The organism is Janibacter sp. LM (assembly GCF_039631275.1).
In the GTDB taxonomy this organism is placed as follows: domain Bacteria; phylum Actinomycetota; class Actinomycetes; order Actinomycetales; family Dermatophilaceae; genus Janibacter; species Janibacter terrae.
This window is the reverse complement of the sequence record NZ_JBDIVG010000004.1, coordinates 56,172-80,003: the sequence shown is the minus strand read 5'-3', so window position 1 is coordinate 80,003 and position 23,832 is coordinate 56,172. Positions and strand designations below refer to the sequence as shown.

The 23,832-nt window shown below is 71.8% G+C and carries 26 protein-coding genes; 4 read left to right on the top strand and 22 right to left on the bottom strand.

All coding sequences use genetic code 11. The features are described from left to right. Positions 1-7: 7 nt before the first annotated feature. Positions 8-784, top strand: a complete 777-nt coding sequence (locus ABC138_RS02900; protein ID WP_338537632.1) for a CPBP family intramembrane glutamic endopeptidase — start codon at positions 8-10, stop codon at positions 782-784. Here ABC138_RS02900 and ABC138_RS02895 read toward each other — a convergent pair. Genes ABC138_RS02895 through ABC138_RS02880 form a run of 4 tightly spaced genes read right to left on the bottom strand, consistent with a single transcriptional unit; the run spans position 775 to position 5,174 of the window. After that, positions 775-1,677 carry a hypothetical protein gene (locus ABC138_RS02895; protein WP_068423686.1) on the bottom strand — a complete coding sequence of 301 codons (903 nt, stop codon included), beginning with the start codon at positions 1,675-1,677 and terminating at the stop codon, positions 775-777. The two genes, ABC138_RS02900 and ABC138_RS02895, sit on opposite strands and share 10 nt — an antisense overlap. Positions 1,678-1,708: 31 nt before the next feature. Next, positions 1,709-2,452, bottom strand: coding sequence for a succinate dehydrogenase/fumarate reductase iron-sulfur subunit (locus ABC138_RS02890; RefSeq protein ID WP_068423683.1), 744 nt, complete (start codon positions 2,450-2,452; stop codon positions 1,709-1,711). Positions 2,453-2,454: 2 nt separating this feature from the next. Beyond that, complete coding sequence (locus tag ABC138_RS02885) at positions 2,455-4,443, bottom strand: fumarate reductase/succinate dehydrogenase flavoprotein subunit (protein WP_068423680.1); 1,989 nt, start codon at positions 4,441-4,443, stop codon at positions 2,455-2,457. Positions 4,444-4,460: 17 nt separating this feature from the next. After that, positions 4,461-5,174 carry a succinate dehydrogenase cytochrome b subunit gene (locus tag ABC138_RS02880; RefSeq protein ID WP_345912701.1) on the bottom strand — a complete coding sequence of 238 codons (714 nt, stop codon included), beginning with the start codon at positions 5,172-5,174 and terminating at the stop codon, positions 4,461-4,463. Positions 5,175-5,315: 141 nt separating this feature from the next. Between ABC138_RS02880 and ABC138_RS02875 the strand changes: the two genes are divergently transcribed. Next, entirely contained in the window at positions 5,316-6,008 is a 693-nt protein-coding gene (locus ABC138_RS02875) for a hypothetical protein (protein WP_345912700.1), read from the top strand. An 18-nt stretch (positions 6,009-6,026) separates the two neighbouring features. Here ABC138_RS02875 and hemL read toward each other — a convergent pair whose 3' ends face one another. The 13 genes from hemL to ABC138_RS02810 all read right to left on the bottom strand — a co-directional run bounded on the left by hemL (position 6,027) and on the right by ABC138_RS02810 (position 18,339). Then, positions 6,027-7,358, bottom strand: coding sequence for a glutamate-1-semialdehyde 2,1-aminomutase (gene hemL / locus ABC138_RS02870; RefSeq protein ID WP_068423675.1), 1,332 nt, complete (start codon positions 7,356-7,358; stop codon positions 6,027-6,029). 76 nt (positions 7,359-7,434) lie between these two features. Continuing rightward, the gene (locus tag ABC138_RS02865) at positions 7,435-7,914 is read right to left on the bottom strand and encodes a MarR family transcriptional regulator (RefSeq protein ID WP_068423673.1); all 480 of its coding nucleotides are present in this window, start codon (positions 7,912-7,914) and stop codon (positions 7,435-7,437) included. After that, positions 7,911-8,909 (bottom strand): porphobilinogen synthase, encoded by a 999-nt coding sequence (gene hemB, locus ABC138_RS02860; protein ID WP_068321498.1) that lies wholly within the window; start codon positions 8,907-8,909, stop codon positions 7,911-7,913. The genes ABC138_RS02865 and hemB overlap by 4 nt, the downstream gene beginning before the upstream one ends. A 2-nt stretch (positions 8,910-8,911) precedes the next feature. Then, positions 8,912-10,555 (bottom strand): uroporphyrinogen-III synthase, encoded by a 1,644-nt coding sequence (locus ABC138_RS02855; protein WP_068321495.1) that lies wholly within the window; start codon positions 10,553-10,555, stop codon positions 8,912-8,914. Beyond that, positions 10,552-11,511: a hydroxymethylbilane synthase gene (hemC, locus tag ABC138_RS02850; RefSeq protein ID WP_068321492.1), complete on the bottom strand. Its 960-nt coding sequence runs from the start codon at positions 11,509-11,511 to the stop codon at positions 10,552-10,554. Before hemC ends, ABC138_RS02855 begins: the two co-directional genes overlap by 4 nt. Then, the gene (locus ABC138_RS02845; protein ID WP_068321489.1) at positions 11,508-12,782 is read right to left on the bottom strand and encodes a glutamyl-tRNA reductase; all 1,275 of its coding nucleotides are present in this window, start codon (positions 12,780-12,782) and stop codon (positions 11,508-11,510) included. Before ABC138_RS02845 ends, hemC begins: the two co-directional genes overlap by 4 nt. Then, positions 12,779-13,462, bottom strand: coding sequence for a redox-sensing transcriptional repressor Rex (locus ABC138_RS02840; RefSeq protein ID WP_068321486.1), 684 nt, complete (start codon positions 13,460-13,462; stop codon positions 12,779-12,781). Before ABC138_RS02840 ends, ABC138_RS02845 begins: the two co-directional genes overlap by 4 nt. A 131-nt stretch (positions 13,463-13,593) precedes the next feature. Next, on the bottom strand, positions 13,594-13,842 hold the full coding sequence (locus ABC138_RS02835; RefSeq protein WP_068321483.1) for a glutaredoxin family protein: 249 nt from the start codon (positions 13,840-13,842) through the stop codon (positions 13,594-13,596). Positions 13,843-13,850: 8 nt separating this feature from the next. Further along, positions 13,851-15,296, bottom strand: a complete 1,446-nt coding sequence (locus ABC138_RS02830) for a lysophospholipid acyltransferase family protein (RefSeq protein ID WP_082807379.1) — start codon at positions 15,294-15,296, stop codon at positions 13,851-13,853. Next, entirely contained in the window at positions 15,296-16,348 is a 1,053-nt protein-coding gene (locus ABC138_RS02825) for an NAD-dependent epimerase/dehydratase family protein (protein ID WP_169701783.1), read from the bottom strand. Before ABC138_RS02825 ends, ABC138_RS02830 begins: the two co-directional genes overlap by 1 nt. A gap of 176 nt (positions 16,349-16,524) precedes the next feature. Further along, positions 16,525-16,623, bottom strand: a complete 99-nt coding sequence (locus ABC138_RS02820; protein WP_003792170.1) for an AURKAIP1/COX24 domain-containing protein — start codon at positions 16,621-16,623, stop codon at positions 16,525-16,527. A 159-nt stretch (positions 16,624-16,782) separates the two neighbouring features. Beyond that, on the bottom strand, positions 16,783-16,980 hold the full coding sequence (locus ABC138_RS02815) for a helix-turn-helix domain-containing protein (RefSeq protein WP_068322435.1): 198 nt from the start codon (positions 16,978-16,980) through the stop codon (positions 16,783-16,785). 168 nt (positions 16,981-17,148) lie between these two features. Then, positions 17,149-18,339, bottom strand: coding sequence for an acetoin utilization protein AcuC (locus ABC138_RS02810; RefSeq protein ID WP_068321480.1), 1,191 nt, complete (start codon positions 18,337-18,339; stop codon positions 17,149-17,151). A 63-nt stretch (positions 18,340-18,402) separates the two neighbouring features. Here ABC138_RS02810 and ABC138_RS02805 point away from each other — a divergent pair, with 63 nt between their 5' ends. Next, complete coding sequence (locus tag ABC138_RS02805) at positions 18,403-19,071, top strand: TrkA family potassium uptake protein (protein WP_255218216.1); 669 nt, start codon at positions 18,403-18,405, stop codon at positions 19,069-19,071. Positions 19,072-19,168: 97 nt separating this feature from the next. On the opposite strand, the gene ABC138_RS02800 is transcribed toward ABC138_RS02805, so the two are convergent. Continuing rightward, positions 19,169-20,206 (bottom strand): 2-keto-3-deoxygluconate permease, encoded by a 1,038-nt coding sequence (locus ABC138_RS02800; RefSeq protein WP_338537625.1) that lies wholly within the window; start codon positions 20,204-20,206, stop codon positions 19,169-19,171. 65 nt (positions 20,207-20,271) lie between these two features. Further along, on the bottom strand, positions 20,272-21,063 hold the full coding sequence (locus ABC138_RS02795) for a 1,6-dihydroxycyclohexa-2,4-diene-1-carboxylate dehydrogenase (RefSeq protein WP_345912699.1): 792 nt from the start codon (positions 21,061-21,063) through the stop codon (positions 20,272-20,274). Positions 21,064-21,223: 160 nt separating this feature from the next. Here ABC138_RS02795 and ABC138_RS02790 point away from each other — a divergent pair, with 160 nt between their 5' ends. Further along, positions 21,224-21,988, top strand: a complete 765-nt coding sequence (locus tag ABC138_RS02790; protein WP_345912698.1) for an IclR family transcriptional regulator C-terminal domain-containing protein — start codon at positions 21,224-21,226, stop codon at positions 21,986-21,988. Positions 21,989-21,992: 4 nt separating this feature from the next. Here ABC138_RS02790 and ABC138_RS02785 read toward each other — a convergent pair whose 3' ends face one another. From ABC138_RS02785 to proC, 3 genes are read right to left on the bottom strand one after another with little or no spacing between them, the layout of a single operon-like run. Next, positions 21,993-22,508: a GNAT family N-acetyltransferase gene (locus tag ABC138_RS02785; RefSeq protein WP_068321465.1), complete on the bottom strand. Its 516-nt coding sequence runs from the start codon at positions 22,506-22,508 to the stop codon at positions 21,993-21,995. A gap of 53 nt (positions 22,509-22,561) precedes the next feature. Beyond that, positions 22,562-23,068: a GNAT family N-acetyltransferase gene (locus tag ABC138_RS02780; protein ID WP_068321462.1), complete on the bottom strand. Its 507-nt coding sequence runs from the start codon at positions 23,066-23,068 to the stop codon at positions 22,562-22,564. Further along, on the bottom strand, positions 23,047-23,826 hold the full coding sequence (gene proC / locus ABC138_RS02775) for a pyrroline-5-carboxylate reductase (protein ID WP_068321459.1): 780 nt from the start codon (positions 23,824-23,826) through the stop codon (positions 23,047-23,049). The genes ABC138_RS02780 and proC overlap by 22 nt, the downstream gene beginning before the upstream one ends. Between the last annotated feature and the right edge of the window lie 6 nt (positions 23,827-23,832).

The following is a 23,832-nucleotide window of genomic DNA, read 5'->3' as shown; positions in this document are numbered from 1 at the left end:
TGGTGCCATGGCCGCAGCCCCCGAGCACCTGCCCCGCCGGACGGCCCTGACCGAGTCCTTCCTGCTCCTCGGCGTCTCGCTCGGGGCCTCCGCGCTGTGGTCCGCCCTCGCGCTGGTGCGCAAGCTCGGTGCCCAGGGCGGACTGTCCGGCCAGGTGACGGCGATGAACCAGTCGGTCACGCCCGACCAACCCTGGCTCGACCTCGCCCACCAGCTCGTGGGCATCGCGCTCGCCCTCGTGCCCGTGGGGCTGGCGTTGCACCTGCTCGCCCGGCAGCACGAGCGGCCGACCCGCCGCATCGGTCTCGACGGTCGGGCGCCCGGACGGGACGTCGCGATGGGCCTGGGCCTGGCCGCCGTCATCGGCATCCCCGGGCTCGGCCTCTACCTCGCTGCCCGCTCCCTCGGCCTCAACACGACCATCGCCGCCTCCGACCTCTCCTCGGCGTGGTGGACCGTGCCGGTGCTGGTCCTCGCCGCGGGGCAGAACGCCCTGCTCGAGGAGGTCGTCATGGTCGGCTACCTCTTCACCCGCTGGCGCGAGGCCGGCTGGAGCCCGGTCGTGGTCGTCGTCGCGAGCGCGCTCGTGCGCGGCAGCTACCACCTCTACCAGGGCTTCGGCGGCTTCGTCGGCAACATCGCGATGGGCCTGCTCCTCGGCGTCGTCTACCTCAGGGTGCGCCGGACGATGCCGCTCTTCATCGCGCACTGGGTGATCGACGTCGTCGCCTTCGTCGGCTACGCCCTGCTCGTCACGAGGATCGACTGGCTGGGTCAGCTGTAGTCGACGCCGCCCAGGTCCGCCGGGTCGGCGTCCTTCAGGGTCCTCGCCCCCGCAGGGGCGGTGAAGTCCTCGCGGCTCTGCCCCCACCGGGAGAAGGTGAGCGTCGTGCGGTCCGGGTACCTGCCGAGGGTCATCTTGAGCATCTCCGGTGCCTGCGGGTCGCTCGAGACCCACACCGTGCGCTGCACACCCCGCCCGCCGTCGTCGCCGGCCCGGGCGAGCGGGATCCGGTAGGTCCACTCGCCACCGAGCTCCTCGACGGTGACATCGCTCTTGAGCTGGTCGAACTGGGTCAGGGAGTCGCCGTAGAAGGTCCGCAGGAAGGTGTAGGGGCGCACCCCGTCGACGGGCGAGCCCTTCTTGCCGGGGACCTTGACCCACCGGCCGACGTTCTTGCGCAGCGGGCTCTTGAGCCTGACCCGGGTGGCGTCGAGCCATTTCTGGTCGACCTTGAGGTAGTGGTCCCACCCGATGGCGTAGGAGTCGAAGGTCCCGCCGTCGGCCAGCGTGAGCGTCGTTCGCGAGATGCCCCCGCCCCCCTCGACACGCGAGCGCACACCCCCGGTGGAGCCCTCGGCGTGGATCGTGATGTCGAGGTCGCGCTCGACGTCGCGCAGGGTGCCGTCGATCGTGACGTTCGCGTGGGTGGCCATCCGGTCGCGCACGGCGGTCAGCACCGGAGCCGGCTGCGGCGGCGACGGCTTGTCCCGGTCCGCGGTCGTCGACGGGCTCGACGTCGGCTCCGTGGTCGAGGTCGTCGTGAGCGGCACGTGTGCGGTCGAGGAGGTCTCGCTCGGCTCCCCCTGGACCAACGAGCAGCCGGCCGTGGACAGCGCGACGGCGCCGGCCAGCAGGATGCTGGCGCGGCGCCGTGCGCGGTGGTGCGTGGTCATGACGGTCCCCCTGGTCGTCAGGCCGTTCGGCTCAGAAGCCGCCGCGGGCTGCGGTGCGCAGGTCCGCGTTGAGCGTGCTGATGACGTCGAGCGGGATCTCCTTGGGGCAGGCAGCGGCGCACTCGCCGATGTTGGTGCACCCGCCGAAGCCCTCGAGGTCGTGCGTCTCGAGCATCTTGACGACGCGGCCACCACGCTCGGGCTGACCCTGCGGCAGCTCACCCAGGTGGGTGACCTTGGCGCCGAGGAAGAGCATGCCCGAGGCGTTGGGGCAGGCCGCGACGCAGGCGCCGCAGCCGATGCACTTGGCGGAGTCGAAGGCGCGGTCGGCCTTCTCCTTCGGCACCGGCACCGAGTGCGCCTCGGGGGCGGCACCGGTGTTGACGGAGACGTAGCCGCCGGACTGGATGATCCGGTCGAAGGCGCTGCGGTCGACGACGAGGTCACGGATCACCGGGAAGGCGTTCGCCCGCCACGGCTCGATCGTGATGGTCTCGCCGCTGCGGAAGGAGCGCATGTGCAGCTGGCAGGTGGTCGTCCGCTCGGGGCCGTGGGCCTCACCGGAGATCATCAGGCCGCACATGCCGCAGATGCCCTCGCGGCAGTCGCTGTCGAAGGCGATCGGCTCGGTGCCCTCGCCGATCAGCTGCTCGTTGAGGACGTCGAGCATCTCCAGGAAGGACATGTCCGGGGAGATGTCCGCGACCTGGTAGGTGACGAGTTCGCCCTTCGCCGTGGGTCCGGCCTGGCGCCAGATCTTGAGGGTCAGTTCCATGCTCACTTGTAGCTCCGCTGCTTCAGCTCGATGAACTTGTAGTTCAGGTCTTCCTTGTGCAGGACGGGTGCGTCCTCGCCGAACTCCCAGGCCGCGACGTACGCGAACTCGTCGTCGTGGCGCAGGGCCTCGCCGTCCTCGGTCACGGACTCGGCACGGAAGTGACCGCCGCAGGACTCTCGGCGGTGCAGCGCGTCGATGCACATGAGCTCACCGAGCTCCAGGAAGTCGGCCACCCGGCCGGCCTTCTCGAGGCTCTGGTTGAGCGAGTCCGCGCTGCCGAGCACCCGGACGTTGGTCCAGAACTCGTCCTTGAGCGCGCGGATCAGGCCGATGGCCTTGCGCAGGCCCTCGTCCGTGCGCTCCATGCCGCAGTACTCCCACATGATGTTGCCGAGCTCGCGGTGGAAGGAGTCGACGCTGCGCTCACCGTTGATCGAGAGGAACTTCTCGATCCGGTCGGTGACCGCGGTCTTCGCCTCGACGACGGCCGGGTGGTCCTCGGCGATCTTGTCGAACGGGCCCTTGGCCAGGTAGTCCCGGACGGTGTTGGGCAGGACGAAGTAGCCGTCGGCGAGGCACTGCATGAGCGAGGAGGCGCCCAGGCGGTTGGCCCCGTGGTCGGAGAAGTTGGACTCACCGATCGAGAAGAGGCCCTCGACCGACGTCTGCAGGTCGTAGTCGACCCACAGGCCACCCATCGTGTAGTGCACGGCGGGGTAGATCCGCATCGGCACCTCGTAGGGGTTCTCGCCGGTGATGCGGGCGTACATGTCGAAGAGGTTGCCGTACTTCTCCTCGACGGCCGCCTGGCCCAGCCGCTCGATGGCGGCGGCGAAGTCCAGGTAGACGCCCCGGCGCATCTGGCGCGGGTTGCCCTCCGCGTCGACCTCGTCGACGAGCGGGCCGACGCCGCGTCCCTCGTCGCACATGTTCTTGGCCTGGCGCGAGGCGATGTCACGGGGCACGAGGTTGCCGAAGGCGGGGTAGATCCGCTCCAGGTAGTAGTCGCGGTCCTCCTCGGGGATCTGCCGCGGGTCCTTGTCGCAGTCCTCGGCGCGCTTGGGCACCCAGATGCGGCCGTCGTTGCGCAGCGACTCCGACATCAGGGTCAGCTTCGACTGGTGGTCGCCGGAGACCGGGATGCACGTCGGGTGGATCTGCGTGTAGCACGGGTTGGCGAAGTAGGCGCCCTTGCGGTGCGCCCGCCACGCGGCCGTGACATTGCAGCCCATCGCGTTGGTGGAGAGGAAGAAGACGTTGCCGTAGCCGCCGGTGGCGAGCACGACGACGTCGGCCAGGTGGGTCTCGATCTCGCCGGTGACCATGTCGCGGGCGATGATGCCGCGGGCGACACCGTCGACGATGACGACCTCGAGCATCTCGTGGCGGCTGTACTCGGTGACCGTGCCCTTGGCGACCTGGCGCTCCATGGCCTGGTAGGCGCCGATGAGCAGCTGCTGACCGGTCTGGCCGGCGGCGTAGAAGGTCCGGGCGACCTGGACGCCACCGAAGGAGCGGTTGTCGAGGAGACCGCCGTACTCGCGGGCGAAGGGGACGCCCTGGGCGACGCACTGGTCGATGATGTTGGCGCTGACCTGGGCCAGTCGGTACACGTTGGTCTCGCGGCTGCGGTAGTCGCCGCCCTTGACCGTGTCGTAGAAGAGGCGGTAGACGGAGTCGCCGTCGTCGTTGTAGTTCTTCGCGGCGTTGATGCCACCCTGCGCGGCGATGGAGTGCGCGCGGCGGGCGCTGTCCTGGTAGAAGAAGCTCTTGACGTTGTAGCCGGCCTCGCCCATCGTGGCGGCGGCCGAGGCACCGGCGAGGCCGGTACCGACGATGATCACGTCGAGCTTGCGACGGTTGGACGGGTTGACCAGTGCGGAGTCGAACTGGTGCTGCGTCCACATCGCGTTGATGTCGACGTCGGGCGCCTTGGTGTCCGCGACGGGCGCGCCCTCGGAGAAGTACTCGCTGAGAGTGTCGGTCATGGTGAGGAGGCTCCTGCTCAGAGACTGTCGATGAAGATGTAGACGGGCGGGACGAGGAACCCGACCACGATCACCGCAGCGATGACGGTGCCGATCACCCGGGCGCGCGCACGCGCCGTGGCGGTGTTGTTCAGACCCATCGTCTGCGAGGCGCTGTAGACGCCGTGGTAGAGGTGCATGCCGAGCGCGACCATGGCGATGACGTAGATGAGCAGGACCCACCACGTCGCGAACGCCGCGCTGATCATCACGTACGGCGACTCCTTGATGGCCGCCGCGTCGGCCGCACCGTAGAGGTTCGGCTTGACGATCGTGAACTGGATCAGGTGGAAGACCACGAAGGCCAGGAGGGCGAGGCCACCCCAGCGCATGGTGCGCGAGGCGAGCGTCGAGTGGACGTTCTTCTTCACCTGGTACCTGACCGGGCGGGCGGCGTTGTTGCGCCCCATGAGCTTCAGCGCGGCGTAGACGTGCCCGACGAGCGCGAGGACCAGGACGATGCGCACGATCCACAGCAGGCCCTCGTACGGGAGCATCGGCTCCCCGAAGGTCCTCAGGTGGTGTGCGTACTCGTCGAAGGCTTCCTGACCGGCCAGGGCCAACAGGTTGCCGTACATGTGCAGGAGCACATACAGGATGAAGATGACGCCAGTGCCTGCCATGAGCAATTTGAGCCCGATCGAGGACGACGCCACCCCCTTCTTCTTCGCGGGGAGGGTCGTAGTAGCCACGGGGTCAAGGTACCGCCTTGTGAGCGGGCACACGCCACCGGTTCCGCCCTTCGCCATGTGACCTTGGTCCGGTTACCGTGCCGTAATAGGCAACACGTCCGTCGCAATAACCTCGCGGGACACCGCGCCGAGGAGGCCCTCATGGACGACTCACCCGCCGCGGAGACGATCGTCTCGGCGACCACGCCCCGGGGGGAGATCGCGCTGCGCGAGCGAGCAGATCCCGACGGGGGCGGCGTGCACGAGCTGATCATCGCGGGGACCTTCGCGATGGACAGCCTCGACACCTCCACCGAGACCAGGCTCCCCGAGGAGTCGCTGTCCCGCACGGCGGCACCCGAGCGCGTGCTGGTCGCCGGCCTCGGTCTCGGGTTCACCACCTGGCAGGTCCTGAAGGACAAGCGGGTGCGGCACGTCGACGTCGTCGAGATCGAGGCCGACCTCGTGCAGTGGGCCCGCCTCGGCCTCGCCCCCACCCTCGGGCTCGTGGCTCGTCACCCCCGTGTGGGCGTCCACGCCGGGGACGTCGCCGGGGTCCTGCGCGGCGAGGCCACCCCGGTCGGCGCGTGGGACCTGGTCCTCCTGGACGTCGACAACGGACCGAGCTTCCTCCTTCACGAGGGCAACGAGCGGCTGTACCGGCCCGAGGCCCTCGCCGCAGCCCTGGCGCAGGTGTCGCCCGGCGGGACCCTCGCGATCTGGGCCGCCCAGCGCGAGCCGGAGCTCCTCACGAGCCTCGAGCGCCTTGCCCCCACCGAGGAGGTCGTCCTCGAGGTCGAGCGCCAGGGCCGCCGCCTCGAGTACGCGCTCTACCTGACCTCTGCATTGCCCTAGGGCAATGCAGACGAACGGTCAGGCGGAGGCCGCCGCCCGGGCAGCGAGCGGCAGCGCCGCCGTGATCGTCTCCAGGGCGGAGGCGTCGAGGGCGTCGGACACGAACCAGACCTCGAAGGCGCTCGGCGGGAGGTGCACGCCGGCCTCGAGCATGGCGTGGAAGAAGCGGCCGTAGGCCGCGGTGTCCTGGGCCTGCGCGTCGGCGAAGGAGGTGACCTCCCCTTCGCGGAAGAAGATCGAGAACATCGAGCCCGCCCACTGCACCCGGTGCGCGACGCCCTCGGCGGACAGCGCCGCGGACGCGGCGTCGGCGATCGTGCGGGCCGTGGTCTCCAGGCGCGGGTAGAGGTCCTCGGTGCAGGCGCGCAGCGTCGCCAGGCCGGCGGCGGTCGCGACAGGGTTCCCCGACAGCGTGCCCGCCTGGTAGACCGGCCCCTCCGGTGCGAGGTGCGCCATGAGGTCGGCGCGGCCGCCGAAGGCCGCGGCCGGGAAGCCGCCGCCCATGACCTTGCCGAAGGTGAAGAGGTCCGGGGCCCCGCCCGCGTACCCGCCGGGGTGCGCGCCCTGCGGCCCCGTCTCGAGGCCGTACCAGCCCGAGCGGCTCGCACGGAAGCCCGTCATGACCTCGTCGCTGATGAGCAGTGCCCCGTGCCGGGCGGTGACCCGGCGCAGCCCCTCGGTGAACCCGGGCGCGGGCGGGACGACGCCCATGTTGCCCGGGGCCGCCTCGGTGATGACCGCCGCGATCTCCTCGCCACGCAGAGCGAAGAGCTCCTCGACGGCCGCCAGGTCGTTGTACGGCAGGACCACCGTCTCCCCCGCCGCGGAGGCGGGCACGCCGGCCGAGTCCGGCAGGGCGAAGGTCGCGACGCCCGAGCCCGCCTGCGCGAGCAGTGCGTCGACATGCCCGTGGTAGCAGCCGGCGAACTTCACGATGACCGAGCGCCCGGTCGCGCCCCGCGCCAGGCGAAGGGCGGACATCGTCGCCTCGGTCCCGGACGAGACCAGGCGAACCTGCTCGAGCGGCTCGACGCGGTCGACGATCTCGGCGGCCAGGGCCACCTCGTTCTCGCTCGGGGTGCCGAAGGAGAAGCCCTTGCCTGCGGCCGTGGTGACCGCCGCGAGGACGTCCGGGTGCGCGTGGCCGAGGATCATCGGCCCCCACGAGCAGATGAGGTCGACATAGCGGTTGCCGTCGACGTCGACGAGCGTCGCGCCCTGCGCGCTCTCGATGAACCGCGGGACGCCGCCGACGCCGCCGAAGGCGCGCACCGGCGAGTTGACCCCACCGGGGATCACCTCGCGCGCGCGGTCGAAGAGGGCCTGCGAGCGGGTCGTCGAGAGCGTCATGCCCTCATCCTCCCAAGGTCGCGGTCCTCGAGGGCACACGGGGCGGGGCCACCTGCCATCACGGGCGCCGGTGCGTTCAGTCGTCGAGGCCGATCTCGTGGTGCCCCGGCGCGAGCCGGTCGCGCACGACCGCCATCGCCTCACCGAGCGCCGCGAACTGCTCGGGCGTGAGCGCGTCGACGAGGTGCCGGCGCACGGACTCCACGTGCACGCTGGCGAGCGCGCCCAGGGCGTCCCGGCCGGCGTCGGTCATGAGGATCTCGACCCCCCGGCCGTCGTCGGAGGAGCGGCAGCGCTCCACCCACCCGCGCTTCTCCAGGCGCGAGGCGGTGTGCGTGACGCGGGAGCGCGACTGGATGATGTCGTCGGCCAGGCGTGACATGCGCATGCGTTGCCCGGGCGACTCCGAGAGCATCGAGAGCAGCTCGTACTCGGTGAGCTGGATGTTGTGCGGCGCGAGGTCGTCGACGAGGGCACGCTCGAGCAGCCGCACGCCGCGCAGGTACGCGCGCCAGTGCTGCTGCTCGTCCTCGTCCAGCCAGCGCGTCCCGCTCACAGCCGCCCCGCCACCTCGAGCGCGAAGTACGTGAGGATGATCTGCGCGCCGGCCCGCTTGATGTGCAGCAGCGACTCCGTGACGGCCGCGTCGCGGTCGATCCAGCCGCGCTCGGCGGCAGCGACGATCTGCGCGAACTCGCCGGAGATCTGGTAGGCCGCGACGGGCACGGTCGAGACCTCGGCGGCCGCCGCGACGATGTCGAGGTGCGGCTGCGCCGGCTTGACCATGACGATGTCGGCGCCCTCGGCGAGGTCGAGGTCGATCTCGCGCAGCGCCTCGGTCGCGTTGGCCGGGTCCTGCTGGTACGTCGCCCGGTCACCGCTCAGCGAGGACTGGACGGCCTCGCGGAAGGGCCCGTAGAGGGCGGAGGTGTACTTCGCGGCGTAGGCCAGCACGAGCGTGTCGGTGTGGCCGGCCGCGTCCAGGGCGGCGCGCACGTGCGCGACCTGGCCGTCCATCATCCCGGAGAGCCCCAGCACGTGGGAGCCGGCCTCGGCCTGCGCGATCGCCATCGCGGCGTAGCGCTCGAGGGTCGCGTCGTTGTCGACGACGCTGCGGCCGTCGAGGGTGCTCGTGAGCACCCCGCAGTGGCCGTGGTCGGTGAACTCGTCGAGGCACAGGTCGGTCATGACGACGAGGCGGTCCCCGACCGCGTCGACGACGGCCCTCGTGGCCAGGTTGAGGATGCCCTGCGGGTCGTCGGCGCCGGAGCCCCGGGCGTCCTTGGCCACCGGCACGCCGAAGAGCATGATCCCGCCGATGCCCGCGTCCACGCACGCCTGCGCCTCGTCGACGAGCGACTCGAGCGTGTGCTGCACGACGCCGGGCATCGAGGAGATCTCGACCGGCTCGTGGATCCCCTCGCGCACGAAGACCGGCAGGACGAGGTCCGCCGGGTGCAGGCGGGTCTGCGCCACGAGACGACGAAGGGGGACGCTCCCCCGCAGTCGTCGCGGTCGCACGACCGGTCCGCGAGGTGCTGCGTCGCCCACGCTCACCCCTTCGCCTTGCGGCGGGTCGTCGACTTCTTGCGGCGGGCGCTCGGGCGGGTCGGCTCCTCACCGGCGGCCACGGCGGCGGCGGCCAGCTCGCGCCCGTGGTCGGCGAGGGCCTGGACGAGGCTCTCGCCGGTGGCCTCGGGCGCCATGACGTCGACCCGCAGACCGGCCTCCTCGGCGGTCTTGACCGTGGCCGGACCGATGCAGGCGATGACCGTCGACGGGTGCGGCTTGCCGGCGATGCCGACGAGGTTGCGCACCGTCGAGGACGAGGTGAAGACGACGGCGTCGAAGGCGCCCTGCTTGATCGCGTCGCGCACCGGCGCCGGCGGCGGGGTCGCCCGCACCGTGCGGTAGGCCGTGACGTCGTCGACCTGCCAACCCATGTCCTGCAGACCGGCGACGAGCGTGTCGGTCGCGATGTCGGCCCGCGGGAGGAAGACCCGGTCCATCGGGTCGAGCACCTCGTCGTAGGGCGGCCAGACCTCGAGCAGCCCCCGGGCCGACATCTCGCCGTCGGGCACGAGATCGGGCTCGAGGCCCCACTCGCGCAGGGCGTCGGCGGTGACCCCACCCACCGCGGCGATCTTCAACCCGGAGAACGCGCGGGCGTCGAGACCGAACTCCTCGAACTTCTCGCGGATGGCCTTGACGGCGTTGACCGAGGTGAACCCGATCCACTGGTAGCGACCGGTGACGAGCCCGCGCACGGCGCGCTCGACGGCCTGCGGCGTGCGCGGCGGCTCGACGCTGATCGTCGGGACGACCTCGCTGGTCGCGCCGTGGCCGAGCAGCTGCCGGGTCATCGGGCCGGCCTGGTCCTTGGTGCGCGGGATGAGCACCCGCCAGCCGAAGAGCGGCTTGCTCTCGAACCACGAGAGGGTGTCGCGCAGCCCGACCGTCGAACCGACGACCGCGAGCGTGGGCACCTCGAGCCCGGCGACGGCGTCGGCCGCCCCCTGCAGGGTCGTCGCCCGGGTCGTCTGCGCGGTCGTCGTGCCGCCCCGGGTCACGGCGACCGGGGTGTCCGCGGCGCGCCCGGCGGCGAGCAGGTCGCCGAAGGCGGCGGCCAGGTGGTCGGGCAGGCCGAGCAGGACCAGGGTCACGTCGTCGGCGACCGAGGCGGACAGGTCCGCGCGCTTGGCCCCGGTGAGGCTCACGACGTGGACCGCGCCGGTGGAGCGCGCGGTGAGCGGGATGCCGGCGTACGCCGGGACGGCGCTCACGGCCGAGACGCCGGGGACGACGTCGAAGTCGATGTCGGCCTTGACGAGGGCCTGCGCCTCCTCGGCGAGTCCGTTGAAGGTCGCGGGGTCGCCGTCCATGAGCCGCACGACGAGACCGCCCTTGTGCGCCTTGGCCGTCTTGACGACGAGCTTGGCGCGGGAGGCGTGGGTCAGCTGCTGCCCGTGCTCGCCGTGGCTGGCATCGACGATCTCGACGTCGCCCGAGGTGAGCGAGCCGACGACCGCCTCGTTGGTCAGCTGGTCGGTGATGACCGCGTCAGCACGACCCAGCAGATCGACGGCGGCGACGGTCATGAGTGACGCGTCACCGGGACCGGCGCCGACGAAGGCGACGCGGGCCGGCCGGCGGGAGGCGTCGACGTGGGCGGGTGCGGCAGAGCGCTGGGGGGTCACTGGGCATGCTCCGAAGCGGTGGTGGGGTGGGTGGCTGACAGGTCGGCGATGGCGGGGGCGCCGTCGTCGACCAGCGTGCGGGCGAGGCGGCGGCCGAGGGCCTCCGCGTCGGTGAGGGGGCCGGTGATCGACCGGCGCAGGTCCGCGGTGCCGTCGGTCGCGGCGATCACGGCCCGCAGCGAGAGGACCGGGCCGTCGACGTCCTCGACGACCTCGCCGAGCGCGCCGACGGGTGCGGCGCACCCTGCGCTCAGCTCCGCGAGGATCGCGCGCTCCGCGGTGACGGCCGCGCGCGTGTCCGGGTCGTCGAGGGGGCGAAGGGAGGCGATCACCACCTCGTCGTCGGAGCGGCACTCGACGGCCAGGGCACCCTGGCCGGGCGCGGGCAGCATCTGGATCGGCTCGAGCAGCTCGGTGATCCGGTCGGTGAGGCCGAGCCGCGTGAGCCCGGCGTGCGCGAGCACGACGGCGTCGAGCTGGTCCTCGCCGGGACCGACCATGTCGAGGCGGGTGCCGAGGTTGCCGCGGATGTCGCGGAACTCCAGCCCGAGCCCGAGGGCCGCCAGCTGGGCGCGACGGCGCGGGGACCCGGTCCCGACGACCGACCCCTCGCCGAGCTCGCCCAGGGTCAGTCCGTCTCGGGCGCAGAGCGCGTCGCGCGGGTCGACCCGCGGGGGGATCGCGGCGACGACGAGACCGGGCTCCTGCACGGCCGGCAGGTCCTTGAGCGAGTGCACGGCGAGGTCGATCTCACCCGCGTGCAGGGCCTCGCGGAGCGCGCTGGCGAAGACACCGGTCCCGCCCATGCTGGCCAGCGAGGCGCGGTTGGTGTCGCCCTCGGTGACGACCTCGACGAGCTCGACCTCGTGGCCGGCTGCCCGCAGGGCATCGGCGACGTGGCCGGACTGGGTCATCGCGAGCGCGGAGCGCCGCGTGCCGAGGCGGAGCGCGGTCACAGGGCACCCCCTTCGGCGTGGAGGTCGAAGAGCTGGCGCAGGGCGTCCTCGTACTCGCCGAAGCGGCCGTCGATCGCCAGCTCCTTGGCGCGCACGGTCGGCTGGTGCAGGAGCTTCTCGACGATGCGGTGGACGGCGAGCTCGACCTCGGCACGGTCGGCCCCCGACATGTCCGGGGTTCGCTGGTCCAGGCGGGTCAGCTCACGCTCGACGACCTGCTGGGCGGCGGTGCGCAGCGCACGCACCGTGGGTCCGGCGATGCTCGCCGCGCGCTTGCCGAGGTGCTGGGTGACGGCGTCACCGACGATCGCGCGCGCCTGCTCGACCTCGGGCAGGCGGCCGTCGGAGCCGAGCAGGTCACCGAGGTCGGCGAGACCGAGGCGGGTGACGCCACGCAGGTCGGCGACCTCGTGGGCCACGTCGTGCGGGAGGGCGAGGTCGATGAAGGCCTGCGGGCGACCGCCGCGGGCGACCTGCGCGTCGGCGACGTCGGGCAGGGTGATGGCCAGACCGGTCGAGCCGGTGCACGAGATGACGACGTCCGCGTCGGCGAGCGCGTCGACGAGCTCGTGGGCGGGGCGGGCCGACCCGCCGAGGCGCTCGGCCAGCGCCGCGCCCCGCTCGTGGGTGCGGTTGACGACGGTCAGCTCGGCGACGCCGCGACGCACGCAGCTGGTGGCCGCCAGGGCGCTCATGGCGCCGGCGCCGACGACGAGCACGTGCGCCTGCTCGAGGTCGCCGAGGTGCTCCCGGGCGGCGTCGAGACCGGCGCCGACGAGCGAGCGGGAGACCTCGTCGATGGCGGTCTCGCTGTGCACCCGCTTGCCGGTGCGCAGGGCCTGCTGGACGAGGGAGTTCAGGCTCGGGCCGACATGACCCTCGCTCTGGCCGCGGCCGAGCGCGTCCCTCAGCTGCCCGAGGATCTGCGACTCCCCCACCGCCATCGAGTCGAGCCCGGCGGCGACGTTGAAGACGTGGGCGACGGCGGCGTCGCCGTAGTGCAGGTCGAGGTGGGCCTTGAGGTCGTCGTGGGTGATGCCCGTCGAGGACGTCATCGCCTCGGTGAGGTCGGCCACGGCCCCGTGGAAGGCGCTGACCTCGGCGTAGACCTCGGTGCGGTTGCACGTCGCGACGACGAGGTGCTCGGTGATGTCGGGGCTGGCGGTCGCCGCCGCGATGATCGCGGCGAGGCTGGACTCGTCGAGCGCCGCCCGCTCGAGGACGGAGATCGGGGCCCGACGATGGTTGAGCCCGAAGGCGAGCAGACTCATCTGGCGGCCCCTTCCAGGAAGTCCTCTGGACTGGCCCCGAAGCGCTGCTGCTCGTGGAAGGCGAGGATCTGCAGCTCCGTGGACAGGTCGACCTTGCGCATGTGGACTCCCTCGGGGACCTGGATGGCCGTGGCGGCGAAGTTGAGGATCGAGCTGACCCCCGCGGCGACGAGGAGGTCGGCGACCTCCTGGGCAGAGCCGGCGGGGGTCGCGATGACCCCGATGCAGGCCTCGCCGGGACGGACGAGCGCGTCGAGCGCGTCCATCGGTTGGATCGCGAGGTCGTCGAGCCTCTCGCCGACGACGAGCGGGTCGCGGTCGAGCAGGGCGACGACCTTGAACCCCTTGGTGGCGAACCCGCCGTAGGAGGCGAGCGCGCGGCCCAGGTTGCCCATCCCGACGATGATCACGGGCCAGTCGTGGGTCAGGCCGAGCGCCCGGGAGATCTGGTAGTTGAGGTGGGCCACGTCGTAGCCGACGCCGCGGACGCCGTACGAGCCGAGGTGGCTGAGGTCCTTGCGCAGCTTGGCCGAGGTGACACCGGCGCTGTGGGCGAGCTCCTCGGAGGAGACGGACAGCACGCCCTGAGAGGTCATCTGGCCGAGTGCCCGCAGGTATCCGGGGAGTCGCGCGACCGTTGCGTCGGGGATGTCCCGCTTGGCGGTCTGATCGACGGACACGGTTGCCCTCGGCTCCTCTCCCGGTCGGGGGGCGCGGCGCCTGACGACCGAACAGGATCGAGATTACGCTCTTGTGAACAAATGCACAAAGTCAGCCGTCAGGCGAGACCAGCGGGGGCGGACGCGTCCCCTCAGGGGCGAAGGGCGGCGCGCAGCCTCCCTTCGTCGACCCGGTGGTAGTCGTGCTGGCGGCCGTCGACGAAGGTCACCGGCACCTCCTCGGTGTACCGGGCCAGACGCGGGTCCGCGTCGATGTCGACCTCGGCGAAGCTGTCGCCGGTCTCGGCGACGACCCCCTCGATGACCCCCCGTGCGATCTCGCACAGGTGGCAGCCCTGCCGGCCGATCATGACGACCCGGGCGCCGGGCAATGCATCCATACCTGCTCCTAGAAGAAGACCGAGCGACGGGTGACGAGGACCGAGTACAGGGTCTGCTGGATCGTCTCGCGCACCTGGTCGGTCAGCTCGAAGACGAGCATCGGGTCGTCCGCCGCCGCCGGTCCGAGGGAGGCGGTGTCGATCGGCTCGCCGAACTCGATGATCCACTTGCTCGGCAGGGGGATCAGACCGAGCGGGCCCAGCAGCGGGAAGAAGGGCGTGATCGGGGCATAGGGGGCGCCGACGAGGCGGGCGACCGTCTTCATGTTGCCGATCATCGGGTAGACCTCCTCGGCCCCGACGACGGAGCACGGGATGATCGGCACCTCCGAGCGGATCGCCGCCGAGACGAAGCCACCCCGACCGAAACGCTGCAGCTTGTAGCGCTCACGGAAGGGTTTGCCGACGCCCTTGAAGCCCTCGGGCCACACGCCGACGAGCTCACCACCGCGCAGCAGGCGCTCCGCGTCGGCGTTGGAGGCCAGGGTCGCGCCCGTCTTCCGGGCGAAGTCGCCCACGACCGGCAGCTGGAAGACGAGGTCGGCGCCGAGCATCCGCAGGAAGCGGCGCTGGGGGTGGGCGTCGTGGATCGCCAGCTGGGTGATGACCGAGTCGATCGCGATGGTGCCCGAGTGGTTGGAGACGAGGAGCGCACCGGTGTCGGCCGGGATGTTCTCGATCCCCCGGACCTCGACGCGGAACCACTTGTCCTTGAGCAGGCGCAGCACGGGGAAGACCGTGTGGATCGTGAAGTCCTCGTCGAAGCCGAAGTCGTCGACCGCGTAGTCGCCCCTGACCCGACGCTGGAGGAAGTGCAGCGTCTCGGCGAAGCGCCGCTCCCACTCCTCACCCGCCGCGGCGCCGGCCGCTTGGCCGAGCGTGCGCGAGGTGAGCTGACCGGCGGAGAGCAGCACCGACAGCAGCTCCGCCAGGCCCGGCACGATCGTCTGGCCGGAGTCGGGCGTGCCGGTCGACGCGGTCCGCGACTGCTGCTGCGGGGTCGTGGCGGACGGGCGGGCTGCGGTGGAGGTGCTCCTGCGGGCCGGCGGTCGGCGGGGGCCGGCCGCGGGCTTCGCCGTCGTGCGCCGGACGGTGGGCGGCCCGCCGTCCGGGCCGGGCACGACGGTGAGGTTGGGCTTGCGGGGCGGCCGGGGCTTCTTGGGCCGGGCGGGCGTGGTGCTGCGCGCGGCCGGGGCCGACGGCACCTCCGCCGAGGGACCGGTGAGCAGCGGCGTGGTGCGACGACGAGCCCGCTCGCCCCCGGCGCGGTCGGCCGCGAGGGCGACGCTGGAGCGCGGCGCGGAGGCTGCCGTGGTCTTCTTCGCCGTCGTCTTCTTCGCCGTCGTCTTCTTCGCGGCGGCCTTCTTCGTGGCGGCCTTCTTCGCGGGAGCCGTCGCACTCTTCTTCGTGGCGGTCTTCCTGGCCGTGGACTTCTTGGCGGTACGGTCGGCCATCACTTCTCGCTCTCGGGTGTGGGCGCCACGGCGCGCATCGCGGCCTCGGCGGCCTGGACTGCGGACCAGCCGGGCTGCGCGAAGGGCAGGCGGTCCATGACCCGGCCCTTCGTCGCCCGGGCGTAGTCCTCGTAGGCGGCCCGGGTCGTGTACGCCGGCTCGAAGCCGAGGTGCTCGCGCATGCGGGTGGTGTCCAGACCCCGGCCGAAGCTCAGCAGGTCGAGCTGGTCGGAGCCGATGTCGATGAGGCCGAACTTCTTGGCCAGGTCGGTGACCATGCCGGTCGCGGCCCGCGGCACGAGCGCATAGGGACGGCCGGCGAGGTTGGCGGCCTGGCTGGCGGTGATGATCCCGTCGCCGGCGACGTTGACCGCGCCGAGCCCCGGGAGGCCGACCGCCGTGGCCATCGCCGCGACGCAGTCGTCCTCGTGGACGAACTGCAGGCGCGCGTCGTACCCGAACGGGATGGGGATCACCGGGAGGCTGAAGTGGTCGGTGAAGGCGGTGCGGATGCGTGGGCCGATGACATTGGCGAAGCGCAGCGTCGTGATCTCGATGTCCGGGCGCCGTCGCGACAGGCCGCGCACGTAGCCCTCGACCTCGACGCTGTCGCGGGCCCAGCCCGACCTGGGCATCCGCTTGGCGGACATGTCCTCGGTGAACATCGCGGGGTCACGTGGGCTCGAGCCGTAGACCCCGGCGGTCGACTTCACGACCAGCTTGCTCACCGACTCGGCCCGCTGGCACGCCGCGAGGAGCTGCATCGTGCCGATGACGTTGATCTCCTTCTGCGTCGCCCGACCACCGCCGGCGCGCGGCGTGGCGATGACCGCCATGTGCACGACGGTGTCGACGTCGTTGCCCGCGATGATCCGGCTGATGAGCGGGCTGCGGATGTCGGCGCGCATGAACTCGGCGCGGCCGATGCCGTGGCGTGGCGGCACCACGTCGACGCCGATGATCCGGCCGACGGACTCGTCGCGGCTCAGCCGTCGGGCGAAGGCACCGCCGAGGTGGCGGGAGACGCCTGCGATGAGGACGGTCTCGGGCACCGGGACACCTTCCTGTGGAGATGGACCCGTGGGTCGGGGCACTGTGGGCAGCCTAGTCACGCGGCCCTGCGCGGGGGGCCGTTCAGCCGCCTGGTGGGCGCGGAGAGATCGGGATCACGACGGGGACGACGAAGGGGGCCCCACCGGTCATCCGGTCGGGGCCCCCTTCGTGCGGGTCACTTCTTGTTGCGACGCTGGTGGCGCGTCTTGCGCAGCAGCTTGCGGTGCTTCTTCTTCGCCATGCGCTTGCGACGCTTCTTGATGACAGAACCCATGCGGACGTCCTTCGGTGTTGATCGGTGCTTTCGGTGGTGGCTCGAGCGATGCCGGCCTTGCGGCGCAGGCCCCACCGAGTACGAGTCAGACGGCAGAGTTTACCCGACTCCCGCGGGAGGCTCGCGCCCGGGGAGTCGGGACGGGTCGGGCCAGAGCTCTCAGGCCGTCTCGATGAACGACGTCTCGAGGTAGGTGTGCACCGCGTCCTCGGGGACTCGGAAGCTACGACCGACGCGGACGGCCGGCAGGTCACCGTTGTGGACCATGCGGTAGACGGTCATCTTCGACACCCGCATGATCGACGCGACCTCAGCCACGGTGAGGAAGTGCACCTCACCCAGTCGATCGTTGGACATGATCACCTCGACATCTCCGCAGGGCCGCACCACCGACCCATGTCGGCAGACGTCAACGAGCCCCGCAGATGACAACCATAGGGGCAGATGTGACGACTGTGAAGACTGGAGGGCAGATTCACCCCCCGCCGTCCACCCGACACGCCGGGAAGCGGCGGAAAATCGGTCCTACTCGTACCAGACGTCGAGACCGTGGAGCGGGAAGACCGCCTCGCGGGCGGCCATGATCGCCCGGTCCACGCCGCTGTGCGGGTTGTAGCCCATGCTCCACGGCTGCACCCAGATCGGCAGGTCCTGCGGCTCCAGGTCGCCCATGCGCTCCGGGCCGCGCTCCCCCGAGATCTTCTCCACGTGCGCGCGCCAGGGCTCCGGGATCGGGGTGTCCGCCGGGATCGGCTTGTGGGCGGCGATGGCGGTGAGGTGGGTCCAGGCGCGGGGCACCGCCCCGACCAGGTCGTAGCCGCCCCCGCCGAAGGCGACCCACCGTCCGTCGCAGACCTCGTGGGCGAGGCGGTGCAGGTTGACCGCGGCCTGGCGCTGGGCGTCGGTCGTGAGGGACATGTGCGCGAGCGGGTCCTCGCGGTGGGTGTCGCATCCGTGCTGGGTGAGCAGGATCTGGGGCTCGAAGGCGCGCACGACCGGGGCCGCCACCGCGGTGATGGCGCGCAACCACGGGCCGTCGGTCACCCCGGGCGGGAGGGCGACGTTGACCGCGGTGCCCTCGGCCCCGGGCCCACCCGTGTCGCCCGGCCATCCGGTCCCGGGGAAGAGGGTGCGTCCCGACTCGTGGATCGAGACCGTGAGCACCCGGGGGTCGTCGTAGAAGATCTCCTGCACGCCGTCGCCGTGGTGGACGTCGACGTCGACGTAGGCCACGCGCTCGACACCCTGGTCGAGCAGCCACTGGATCGCGGCAGCGATGTCGTTGTAGACGCAGAACCCTGCGGCCCGCTCGCGCATCGCGTGGTGCATGCCCCCGGTGAAGTTCACCCCGTGCTCGGCCTCGCCGACCCACACCCGGCGCGCTGCCTCGACCGAGCCGGCCACGATCCGCGCGCTCGCCTCGTGCATCCCCACGAAGGCCGGGACGTCGTCGGTGCCGATGCCCCACGTCCCGTCGGCGCTCGCGGGGTCCGCGGAGCCGGCGCGGACCGCGTCGACGTACGCGCGCGAGTGGACGGTGGCGAGCACCTCGTCGGTGGCCACGTCGACGTCGACGACCTCGACGTCGTCGAAGACCCCGAGCTCGCGGCACAGTCGCGCCGTGAGGTCGAGACGCACCGGTGCCATCGGGTGCCCGGGACCGAAGTCGTATCTGGTGAAGTCCTCGCCCCAGATGGCGCACACCTGCGTGCTCATGGGTTGGACGCTACCCGGATATAGGGTTTTCTCCACGACCACCCCGACGAAACGGAGGACCGCGTGCCCCGCATGCGTCTGCACAACGAGGACGTCCTCGTCATCGGCCTCGGACGATTCGGCGGTGCCGTCGCCACCGAGCTGCACCGGCTGGGCAACCGCGTCACGGCGCTCGAGCTCGACCCGTCGTTGGCGGAGAGCTACCTCGGGCGGGTCGGACGCATCGTGCAGGGCGACGCCACCTCCGTCCAGGCCATCGAGGAGATCAAGCCGCACACGTTCTCCGCCAGCGTCCTCGGGATCGGGTCCTCGATCGAGGCGAGCGTCCTCGCCGCGGTCAACCTCATCGACGGCGAGGCCCCCAAGGTGTGGGCCAAGGCGGTCAGCCCGGAGCACGCCCGGATCCTCAACCGGATCGGCGTGCACCACGTGCTCTCCCCCGAGATCGAGTCGGGCAAGCGCCTGGCCCACCTCATCGGCAGCCGCCTGATGGACTACATCGAGTTCGACGACGGCTTCGCGATCGTCAAGATGACCCCGCCGGCGGAGGCGATCGGGTTCACCCTCGAGCAGTCCGCGATCCGCAGCAAGTACGGGGTGACGGTCGTCGGCGTGAAGTCGCCCGGCCAGGACTTCACCTACGCCCGGCCGGAGACGAAGGTCCGCAGCGGCGACCTGATCATCGTCAGCGGCCCCACCACCCTCATCGAGCGGATGGCCGCACGACCCTGAGACCGCCCGTGGCACTGCACTGCAGGGCGCGGACGTGGCGAGGCGCCTCGTCCCCCTTCGTCGAAGGGGGACGAGACGCCTCGTGCGGGTCCCTCGCTCAGGCCGTGGCCGGGGCGGGGACGCTCGCGGGAGCGGTGCCCTCGTACAGCGCCTCCTCGGCCTCCGGGGTGATGCCGCGGCGGCGCTGCCACTTGGCGAGGTAGGCCACGGCGAAGGGCATCGTGAAGGCGGTCGTGACCACGGCCGCCGCGACCTGCGCGGTCGCCGTCGCCTGGATCCCGGCCAGCGACGGGTCGATCGTCGCGACGGCCAGCGGCGTGGCGATCGCGTTGCCCGCCGTCGAGGCCTCGCAGAAGCCCGCGAGGACATTGCGCGTGGGCTGGGGGTGGCGACGCAGCAGGTGCCACAGGTAGAGGCCGCCGACGGCCGCGCCGCCGGAGAGGACGACGGTCAGCAGGCCGAGCAGGACGCCGATGGCACCGGCACCGGCCAGCACCCGGAAGTCGATGCCCGCGCCCAGGGCGAAGGCGGCGAAGGGGATGATGAGCTTCTCGCCCGGCGCGAGGAAGTCCCGCGCGATCTGGCTGGTGTTGCCGAGGATGAAGCCGAGGAGCATCGGGAAGATCGCGGCGAACAGCGCCATCATCGGGAAGCTCGCCAGGCCGGCTGCGCCCATGGCGACCATGGTGAGGAAGGGCCCGTCGTTGATCGAGAGGATCGAGATGGCGCCCTTGTCGGTCTTGTTGCCGAACTGGCTGGTGAGCGCCACGTAGAGGGAGCCGTTGGAGTTGGACATGCCGGCGATGATCGCCAGCGGCAGCAGACCCCACAGGGTGCCGTCGGGCATGACCCACGCGACCCCGAGGCCGAAGACGACCGCGACGCCGTACTTGGCGAGGAGCATGACGATGCCCTTCTCGACCGAGGGCAGGGCCGCCTTGACGTTGATCTGCGAGCCGATCGACATGAAGAACAGACCGATGAGGACCGCCGCGCCCTCCTTGAACAGGGCGGTGGTGAAGGAGCCGATGCCGAGCACGTCCGGGGCGACGGTGTTGATGAGCGCGCCGAGGAAGAGGGGCACGATCATCAGCGCCCCGGGGATGCGCCCGATGGCGCGCAGGAGGTTGTCCATGATGAGAACTCCGTTGTTCTGGGGATGGGATGGGGAAGGGGTGGTGCAGGAACGCGTGGGGGCGGTCAGCCCTGGTCGCCGCCGCCGACCGGCAGCACGCTGCCGGTGATGTAGGACGCCTCGTCGGAGGCGAGGAAGAGGATCGGGGCGGCCTGCTCGGCGAGGGTCCCGTAGCGACCGACATGGGTGCTGTCGACGGTCTGGTCGACGATCTGCTGGTACCACTCGTCGTCCCGGGCGCCGAGCTCGGTGTCGTTGCGCGGGACCCGGCGCGCCGGCGCCTCGGTCCCGCCGGGGGCGGTCGCGACGACGCGGACCCCCTTCGACGCGGCCTCGAAGGACAGCGAGGCGGTGAGCGCGTTGACGCCACCCTTGGCCGCGGCGTAGGGCACACGGTTGATGCTGCGCGTGGCGATCGAGGAGACGTTGACGATGACGCCGCTCCCCCGCTCGACCATCGACGGGAGCACCGCGCGGCAGCACCAGAGGGTCGGGAAGAGCGAGCGGCTGATCTCCCGCTGGATGTGCTCCGGCTCGTACTCCTCGTACGGCCGGGTCCAGATCGTCCCGCCCACGTTGTTGACGAGGACGTCGATGCGGCCATACCGCTCGACGGCGGTCGCCAGCAGCTCCTCGGCGCCCGACCACTGCTCGAGGTCGGTCTCCAGGCAGGAGGCGGTGCCGCCGGCGGCGACGATGCGCTCGACGACCTCGGCGACGAGGGGCGAGCGGTCGACGAGGAGGACGCTCCCCCCTTCGGCAGCCGCCCGCTCGGCGACCTGCGCACCGATCCCCTGGGCGGATCCGGTGACGACGACGACCTTGCCGGCGAAACGATCCGGGCAGGTTGGACTCATGGGTGTGCTCCTGGGTGGGTGGTGCGAAGGGGGCGAGCCGGTCCGGCTGACGACCAGTACGCCATCACCGGGCGCGAGGCACCAACACTTCCGCTGGGTAATGTCTCCCTGCGGAACAACCGGAGATCCTCGGGGGCCGGATCGGACATATTGGTTCGCCATGCGGAACACCACGATCCAGCGGCCCGTCGGGCCGCACCTGTCCTCGCTGGACTCCGGGCTGCAGGTGATGACGATGTTCAGCAGCCACCAGTCCGTCAACGTCACCCAGGTGGCCGAGCACCTGGACTGCTCGCGCTCGACCGCGTACCGGGTGCTCAACACCCTGCGCAACCGCGGCATCGTCATGCTCGGGCCGGGGGGCCGCGGGTACTACCCCGGGCCGGTCCTGGTCGACCTGGCGCGCCCCCGGGGTCTCGACCTCGTCGACCGGGTGCGCTTCCGACCCGTCATCGACAAGGCGGTCGAGCTCACCGGCGAGACGGTCCACGTCGGCGCACTCGTCGGCTCCCACATCGTCTTCTTCGACGGCAAGGAGCCGGACCGGGCGGTCCGGGCCCAGCTGACCGCGGGGTACTTCCGTCCGGCGCACGCGATCTCGGCCGGCAAGCTGCTGCTGTCCGACTACTCGGACGACCAGGTGGCCGCCCTGTTCCCGGGCGAACGACTTCCCAAGGAGACCCCGTGGACGACCGACTCGGTGTCCGCCCTCATCGCCGAGCTGCCGGCGATCCGCGAGCAGGGGTACGTCCTGAACTTCCAGCAGACGGAGGCCGGGCTGGCCGGCTGCTCGGTCCCGGTGCCCGGTCGGGGGTGGCGGGAAAGGGTCGCCCTGTGCGCCACCGTGCCGGTGAGCCGGGGCACCCGCGAGGAGCTCCTGCTCGTGCGCGACGGCCTCGTCGAGGCGGCCGCCCTCTTCCGGTGAGGGATCAGCCGCGGTCGTCGCCGAGGGCGAGGACCAGGGCGATCTCCTCCTCGCCTCCGGCATCGGAGGCGGTGCGCATGGCCCGACGCTCGTCGGTGGGACGGAACCCGAAGCTGGACGCGAAGGCCACGGCCCGACCGTTGTCGGAGCCGACCCAGTAGAAGAGCTGGCCGAAGCCGCGCTGCTCGGCGATGCGGGCGCCCTGGCTCACGAGGTTGGCCGCGACGGACTTGCCCCGCCAGGCGGGTGCGACCCAGAGGCCGAAGAGCTGCCCGGCGGTGGCGTCGTCGCCGCCGTGGGCGGTACCGAGGCTCGCGACGCCCACCAGCTCGTCGTCGACCTCTGCCACGAGGCGGACGCTGCGGGACATCCGCGTCCGCCAGAACTCCTCCGGCTCGGCCGCCTCGGTCGCGTGGTCGGCGACGAAGGCCTCAGGAGATTCCTGCAGCGCTTCCAGCCGAAGGGTGCGGTAGGTCGCCCACTCGTCCTCGGTCAGTGCGCGCACGGTGATCTCACTCATGGCGCGAGTCTCTCATCCCCGGGCCCGAATTGCCCTGCCGGGTCACGGATTGTTCACCCGGTCGACCGCAGGTCGCGGCTCATCCGCTCGCACGCCTCGTCGTCCTCGGCCCGCACCCCGTCGAAGGAGAACCCGGCCCGGGCGTACATCGCCGCGGCCCGCGGGTTGTCCGCCATGACGTGCATCAGGACCCGCGGGGCGCCCCGGCGCGCAGCCTCCGCGACGCAGGCCTCGACGAGCGCGTCGGCGACGCCGCTGCCCCGGGCGTGACCGGCGACCCACATCGCCACGATCTCGGGCTCACCCCCGGGCTGCTGGGTGTACAGGGTCGCCGCGCCGAGCGGCAGCCCGTCCCCACGGGCGGCGAGGAAGACGGGGTGGCCGAGCCGCTCACGCCACGTCGCCTCGTCGAACCCGACCTCGCGGCCGAAGCTGCTCCCGTAGGCACGCGGCTCGTCGAGCAGCATCGCGAGGCGGACGGCGCGGTGCAGCTGCCACTCGTCGGGGGTGAGGCGGCGCACGGCCCAGCCACCGACCATCAGCCGGCCCTGTCGGCGCACGCCTCCACCGCGTCGGCGAAGGCGTGCCGCACACCGTGGGCCTCGAGCCGCGCGAGCGCGGCGGCCGTCGACCCTCCGGGCGAGGTGACCGAGGCCCGCAGCAGCGCGGCCTCCTCGCCGGTCTCGACGAGCATGGCGCCGGCCCCGCGGGCGGCCTGCGCGGCGAGAGCCAGGGCGTCGGAGCGGGTCAGCCCGCGCGCGACCCCAGCGTCGACGAGCGCCTCGACCACGAGGTAGAAGTACGCCGGCGCCGAGCCGGAGAGCGCGGTCGCGACGCCCTGCTGGGACTCGGGCAGGACGAGCGTCCCGCCGGTCGGGGCGAGCAGCTCGCGGACCCGCTCGAGCTGCTCGTCGGTGACGTCGTCGGCGGGGCTGAGCACGGTCATCCCCTGCCCGACCCGGGCCGGGGTGTTGGGCATCCCGCGGATCGCGGCGACGCCGCTCGGCAGGGCCGCGGCCAGGTCGGCGAGCGACACGCCGAGGGCCAGGCTGAGCACGATCGAGCCGGGACGAAGGGAGGGCGCCAGCTCCTGCAGCAGCGCGGGCACGGAGTACGGCTTGACGACGACGAGGTGCACGTCGGCACGGCCGGCGGCGGTCGTCGCGTCGACCACCTCGACGCCACGGTCGGCGTACGCCACCCGCAGCTCCTCGGCACGGGGGGCGTGACCCTCGACGGCGAGGACCTCCCCTTCGCCCGCGAGGGCCTCGAGGATCGCGCCGCCCATGGCGCCGACTCCGTAGATCGCGACTGTCATCCGTGT

Bases quoted from the DNA above. Each gene is read 5' to 3' on its own strand.
- ABC138_RS02830 (WP_082807379.1), bottom strand. From the start codon at position 15,296: ATGGCCGACCGTACCGCCAAGAAGTCCACGGCCAGGAAGACCGCCACG.
- ABC138_RS02875 (WP_345912700.1), top strand. From the start codon at position 5,316: ATGGACGACTCACCCGCCGCGGAGACGATCGTCTCGGCGACCACGCCC.
- ABC138_RS02820 (WP_003792170.1), bottom strand. From the start codon at position 16,623: ATGGGTTCTGTCATCAAGAAGCGTCGCAAGCGCATGGCGAAGAAGAAG.
- ABC138_RS02800 (WP_338537625.1), bottom strand. From the start codon at position 20,206: ATGGACAACCTCCTGCGCGCCATCGGGCGCATCCCCGGGGCGCTGATG.
- proC (WP_068321459.1), bottom strand. From the start codon at position 23,826: ATGACAGTCGCGATCTACGGAGTCGGCGCCATGGGCGGCGCGATCCTC.
- ABC138_RS02795 (WP_345912699.1), bottom strand. From the start codon at position 21,063: ATGAGTCCAACCTGCCCGGATCGTTTCGCCGGCAAGGTCGTCGTCGTC.
- ABC138_RS02835 (WP_068321483.1), bottom strand. From the start codon at position 13,842: ATGGATGCATTGCCCGGCGCCCGGGTCGTCATGATCGGCCGGCAGGGC.
- ABC138_RS02895 (WP_068423686.1), bottom strand. From the start codon at position 1,677: ATGACCACGCACCACCGCGCACGGCGCCGCGCCAGCATCCTGCTGGCC.
- ABC138_RS02785 (WP_068321465.1), bottom strand. From the start codon at position 22,508: ATGAGTGAGATCACCGTGCGCGCACTGACCGAGGACGAGTGGGCGACC.
- ABC138_RS02845 (WP_068321489.1), bottom strand. From the start codon at position 12,782: ATGAGTCTGCTCGCCTTCGGGCTCAACCATCGTCGGGCCCCGATCTCC.
- ABC138_RS02815 (WP_068322435.1), bottom strand. From the start codon at position 16,980: ATGTCCAACGATCGACTGGGTGAGGTGCACTTCCTCACCGTGGCTGAG.
- ABC138_RS02790 (WP_345912698.1), top strand. From the start codon at position 21,224: ATGCGGAACACCACGATCCAGCGGCCCGTCGGGCCGCACCTGTCCTCG.
- ABC138_RS02890 (WP_068423683.1), bottom strand. From the start codon at position 2,452: ATGGAACTGACCCTCAAGATCTGGCGCCAGGCCGGACCCACGGCGAAG.
- ABC138_RS02885 (WP_068423680.1), bottom strand. From the start codon at position 4,443: ATGACCGACACTCTCAGCGAGTACTTCTCCGAGGGCGCGCCCGTCGCG.
- hemL (WP_068423675.1), bottom strand. From the start codon at position 7,358: ATGACGCTCTCGACGACCCGCTCGCAGGCCCTCTTCGACCGCGCGCGC.
- ABC138_RS02900 (WP_338537632.1), top strand. From the start codon at position 8: ATGGCCGCAGCCCCCGAGCACCTGCCCCGCCGGACGGCCCTGACCGAG.
- ABC138_RS02810 (WP_068321480.1), bottom strand. From the start codon at position 18,339: ATGAGCACGCAGGTGTGCGCCATCTGGGGCGAGGACTTCACCAGATAC.